Consider the following 4868-nt stretch of genomic DNA (forward strand, 5'->3'; position numbering starts at 1 on the left):
CGTGGCCACCCGTGGTCGCGATTCGGTGCAGACGGCAACCAGCTCGCTGCTGGTCGATGAGCGCGGGGCCGATGTGGCGCAGGCGGAGCTGCGCGCCTCGCTGCTGCGCCGCATCGCCGAAGAGACTGGCGGTCGCTACTACCCGTTGTCCGACGCCGGCAAGCTGGCCGAGGACGCCGTCTTCACCGAAGCGGGCGTCACCGTGCGTGAAGCGAAGGACCTGTGGGACATGCCGGCGGTATTCCTCTTGGTAGCGCTGCTCCTCGGCGCGGAGTGGGGATATCGTCGGTGGAGGGGACTGGCATGAGTCGTAGGCTTCCGCGGTGGGTACGGGCACTGGCCCTGCATGGCGGGCTGGCACTGGCTGTGGCACTTCCGCTCAGCGCGCAGCGCACCCATGTGCTGCTCGTGATCGGGCTGTCGGGGGAACCGCAGTTCAAGCGCGCGTTCGAAGCGTCGGCGCAGTCAGCGCGCGACGCGGCGAAGAACCGCTGGGGCGTGAGCGATTCCAGTCTGATCGTGCTCACCGAAGACTCCGTGCGTACGGCGCTGTCGTCGGGGCGCTCGACGCGCGAGAACATCGCGCAGGCATTCCTGCGCTTGTCGTCGCGCGTGCAGCCGGGGGACGTGCTGTTCGTGATGCTGATGGGTCACGGCAGCGGCGAAGGGGCGCAATCGAAGGTGAACCTGCCCGGCCCCGATGCCACCGCCGCCGAGTATGCGTCGTGGTTGGCGGGCTTTGGCAAACAACAGGTGGTGTTCGTGAACGCGGCCACTGGCAGCGGGGATTTCGTGCCCGTGCTCACGGCGCCGAATCGTGTGGTGGTGACCGCCACCAAGACGTCGAACGAGCGCAACGAGTCGGTGTTCCTCCAGTATTTCGCCGGCGCGCTCGGTATGGACGCCGCCGACGCCGACAAGGATGGCCGCCTGTCGGTGTTCGAAGTGTTCCGCTTTGCGCGTACGGAAGTCGGCAAAGCCTATACGAGTAGCAATCGCATGCAGACCGAGCACGCGCTGGTGAGCGACTCGCTGCTGGCATCGCGCGTGGCGTTCGGCAAGACAGCCGCGTCGGCCGATCCACGCATCGCGGCGCTACTGGCCGAACGGCAGGCGCTCGAGTCGGAAGTCGCGTCGCTGCGCACCAAGAAGGCCTCCATGACCGCCGCGGCGTACGAGGCGGAGCTGGAGCGCCTGCTGTTGGCGCTGGCCGAAAAGACACAGGCGATTCGCGCGGCGGGAGGCAGCAAGTGAAGCGGACCATGTGGATGCTGGTGGCGCTGTCGGCGTTGTCGCCGCTGTCGGCCTGTGGGCAGGATCGTGCGGCGCCACAGCCCACGGCTCGCGTGGCACCGCTCCCGCCGCGGGTGCCGGGCCCTGATCGCTGGGCCACGGAGATCGCGTCCGCCGAAGCGGCGGTGCGGCGCGGCGATCGCGGTGATGCCACGCAGCGCGCGCGTCGCATTACCGCCGCGTACGAACAAGGCGGGGCGCGCAACAGCGACGAATACCTCTCGGCCGGTCGCGCCTACGTGCTGTTGGGCGTGGGCAATGCGCAGGCGGTACGCTCGGCGCTGGCCGCGTTCGATCGTGCCACGGCAGCCGACTCCAGCAACTTCGACGCGCAGCTGCGCGCGGGTGAGCTGTTCCTCGAGAAGTACAACGCGCCCGATGCGCGATTGTCGTTCGAAGGGATCCTGCGACGTTCGCCCACCGATTCCAAGGCCCTGCTGGCGATGGCACGAGTTGAGGAGTTCGAGGGCAAGGGCAACCCGATGGCCACGGCGCGGTTGAGCATCTCGAGCAATCCACGCTATGCCGAGGCGCTGGCGTTCGTGGCGAAGATGCATCGCGACGCCGAGTCGTACGATTCGGCGCGGGTGTATGCGCAACGGGCCATCGATGCCGACTCGACGTCGAGTGCGGGCTGGTTTGTGCTGGGGTCGATGGCGTTCCTGAACGGCGACAGCGCCACGTTTCGCAAATCGCTGGCGGCCGTGACGGCGCTGCAGCCGGCGCCGGCGCCGTTCTACACGGAGCTGGCCGAAGCGTCGGTGCGGCAGCGTCGGTACACCGAAGCGGTGGCGCTGGCGAAGCGCGCCACGGGCTATGACTCGTTGTACGTGCCGGCGTATGGCGTGCTTGGCACCAATCAATTGCGCATCGGGCAGATGGACGCCGGCCGCGCCGCGCTGGAGCGGGCCTTCGCGCTCGATCCCTTCAACCTGTGGCACAAGAACACGCTCGACCTGCTCGACAAGATGAAGACGTTCCGCACGATCGATCGCGGACGCTTTCGTGTGGTGGCACCAGCGGACGAAGCGGACCTGCTGGCGTTGTACATCGTGCCGTTGCTGGAGCAGGCCTACGATTCGCTGGCGGTGCGCTACGGCTACAAGCCGCCCACGCCGGTGCGGCTCGAGTTCTACCGCTATCACGCCGATTTCTCGGTACGCACCGTGGGGCTGGCCGGCTTGGGCGCGCTGGGGGTGAGCTTTGGCAGCCTGCTGGCCATGGACACGCCAAACGGTCGCGAGAAGGGGCAGTTCAACTGGGGCAGCACGGCGTGGCACGAGCTCACGCATGCGTTTACGCTGGGGGCATCGGACCATCGGGTGCCGCGGTGGCTGTCGGAAGGGCTGTCGGTGTTGGAAGAGCGTCGGGTAGGTCGAGGCTGGGGCGCCGACGCGACGGTGTCGTACGTGATCGCCATGGCCAACGGCAAGCTGCGCCCGATCAGTCAACTCAGTGACGGCTTCCTGCGCCCGCGCTTCCCCGAGGAGACGCAGTTCAGCTACTACCAGGCGTCGCTCTTCTGCGAGATGGTGGAGGCCTCGCGGGGGGCCGCGGCGTTGCCAGCGATGCTGAAAGCGTACCGCGATGGCATGGATACCCCGGGCGTGTTTCAGAAGGTGCTGGGGAAGACGCCCCTGCAGATCGACGCGGAGTTCGAGGCGTACACCCAGCGCAAGTTCGCGGTGGCTATCGCGGCGGTGCGCGGCACGTCGCCCGCCGACAGCAGCGGGGGCAAGTTCGTGGCCACGATGCGCGAGGCGGTCGCCAAGATGGGGAGCGACCGCAATGCCGCACGGGCGTTGTTCGAGCAGGCGCGCGCCATGTTCCCCGAGCACGGCGGCGATGACGGCCCGTCGTGGTATCTCGCGGAAATCGCGCGGGCGGTGGGCGATACCACGCGGGCGATCACGCTGGTCGAGCAGGTCACCAGCCGCAACGAGACGGCGTGGGAGGCGAACATGATGGAGGCCGATCTCCGCGAAGCGCGCGGCGACAAGGTCGGTGCCATTCGAGCGCTCGACCGGCTCAACTGGATCTGGCCCTACGACCCGACGGTGCACGTGCGCATGGCCACGCTGTCGGCGGCGCAGGGGGATCGGGCCCGTGCGGTGCTGGAGCGTCGGGCCATCATTGCCATGGGTCCCACCGACCTGCTCGATGCGCGCTACGAACTGGCCCGGGCGCTGCGCGATGCCGGTGATATCGCCGGCGCGCGGCGCGAGCTGCTGCAGGTGCTCGAAGCGGCGCCGTCGTTCGAGAAGGCGCAGGCCCTTTTGCTGGAGTTGCGCGGCAAATGATGTCACTCACTCGTGCCGCGCTGTATGCCGGTCTGCTCCTGTGGTCCCTTGCCCCACAGAATACGGCGCACGCGCAGCGACGCGGCCAGCAACCGGCGTTTCTCCCCAACGTGCCCTACGACGGTCGCCAGACCTTCGTGCGGGTGAAGTACCAACTCCCCGAGTTCGGCGGCGGCGGATTCCGCGGCGGCCGCGACATCCCGTGGAGTCACGACTATCCACGCGGCGAGCGCCACTTCACCAAGATCGTGGGCGAGCTCTCCAGCACGCGCATGCGGATCGACGCCAGCAACATCCTCACGCTCGATGATCCGCAGCTGGGCAAGTATCCCGTGGCCTACATGGCGGAACCCGGCTTCTGGCGTCCCAATGACGCCGAAGCGCTCGGACTTCGCAATTATCTGGCGAAGGGCGGGTTCATCATCTTCGACGATTTCGTCGGCGATCACTGGATCACCTTCGAGAACGCCATGAAGAAGGTGCTCCCGAACGCGCGTCTCATCGAGATGGACCTCACGCATCCGATCTTCGATGCGTTCTATCGCATCAAGACGCTCGACTACGACCATCCGATCTACCGCGGCTACAAGTCGGTGTTCTACGGCGTCTTCGAGGACAACGATCCGAAGAAGCGTCTGCTGGCGATCGCGAATTACAACAACGACCTGTCCGAGTACTGGGAGTTCTCCGATACGGGGATGTTCCCGCTCGACATGTCGAACGAAGCGTACAAGCTCGGCGTGAACTACATCATCTACGCGTTGACCCGTTAGCCCCCGAGGAATCAGGTGACTGCTCCGGCCCCCTCCACGTCCGAACTCGACCGTCTCGATGACGGCGTCCTTGCCGACCGCCTGCAGGGCGCCGGTCAAAGCATCGCCACCGAACTGCGCAAAGTCATCGTCGGTCAGGATGTCGTGGTGGAGCAGGCGCTGATTGCGCTCTTCGCCGGCGGCAACTGTCTGCTGGTGGGCGTGCCGGGGCTGGCGAAAACGCTGCTCATCTCCACGCTGGCCCGCGCGCTCGATCTCAAGTTCTCGCGCATCCAGTTCACCCCCGACCTCATGCCCAGCGACGTCACGGGTACCGACGTGATTCAAGACGACCCGGCCACCGGCCAGCGTCGTCTCGCCTTCATGCCCGGTCCGGTGTTCGCCAACGTGCTGCTGGCCGACGAAATCAACCGCACGCCCCCCAAAACGCAGGCTGCGCTCCTGGAGGCCATGCAGGAGCGTCGCGTGACTGTACAGGGACGCACCTACGAACTGGACAAGC

4 protein-coding genes and 1 pseudogene are annotated in these 4868 nt (G+C 66.8%); all 5 read left to right on the forward strand.

What is annotated here, in order from left to right:
* Positions 1-307 (forward strand): annotated as a pseudogene (locus tag ACIRA7_RS14845) (hypothetical protein); the annotation flags it as partial.
* Entirely contained in the window at positions 304-1254 is a 951-nt protein-coding gene (locus ACIRA7_RS14850; RefSeq protein WP_396221625.1) for a hypothetical protein, read from the forward strand. The pseudogene ACIRA7_RS14845 and the gene ACIRA7_RS14850, both read left to right, overlap by 4 nt.
* On the forward strand, positions 1251-3593 hold the full coding sequence (locus ACIRA7_RS14855; protein ID WP_396221626.1) for a tetratricopeptide repeat protein: 2343 nt from the start codon (positions 1251-1253) through the stop codon (positions 3591-3593). Before ACIRA7_RS14850 ends, ACIRA7_RS14855 begins: the two co-directional genes overlap by 4 nt.
* Entirely contained in the window at positions 3590-4366 is a 777-nt protein-coding gene (locus ACIRA7_RS14860; protein ID WP_396221627.1) for a DUF4159 domain-containing protein, read from the forward strand. The genes ACIRA7_RS14855 and ACIRA7_RS14860 overlap by 4 nt, the downstream gene beginning before the upstream one ends.
* Positions 4367-4381: 15 nt before the next feature.
* A partial coding sequence (locus ACIRA7_RS14865) for an AAA family ATPase (RefSeq protein ID WP_396221628.1) occupies positions 4382-4868 on the forward strand: 487 nt, incomplete at its 3' end.

Source organism: Gemmatimonas sp. (assembly GCF_044376735.1).
Lineage (GTDB): Bacteria > Gemmatimonadota > Gemmatimonadetes > Gemmatimonadales > Gemmatimonadaceae > Gemmatimonas.

What these genes read in the sequence shown, in the direction of transcription:
- ACIRA7_RS14850 (WP_396221625.1), top strand. Translation starts at nt 304, where the DNA reads ATGAGTCGTAGGCTTCCGCGGTGGGTACGGGCACTGGCCCTGCATGGC.
- ACIRA7_RS14860 (WP_396221627.1), top strand. Translation starts at nt 3,590, where the DNA reads ATGATGTCACTCACTCGTGCCGCGCTGTATGCCGGTCTGCTCCTGTGG.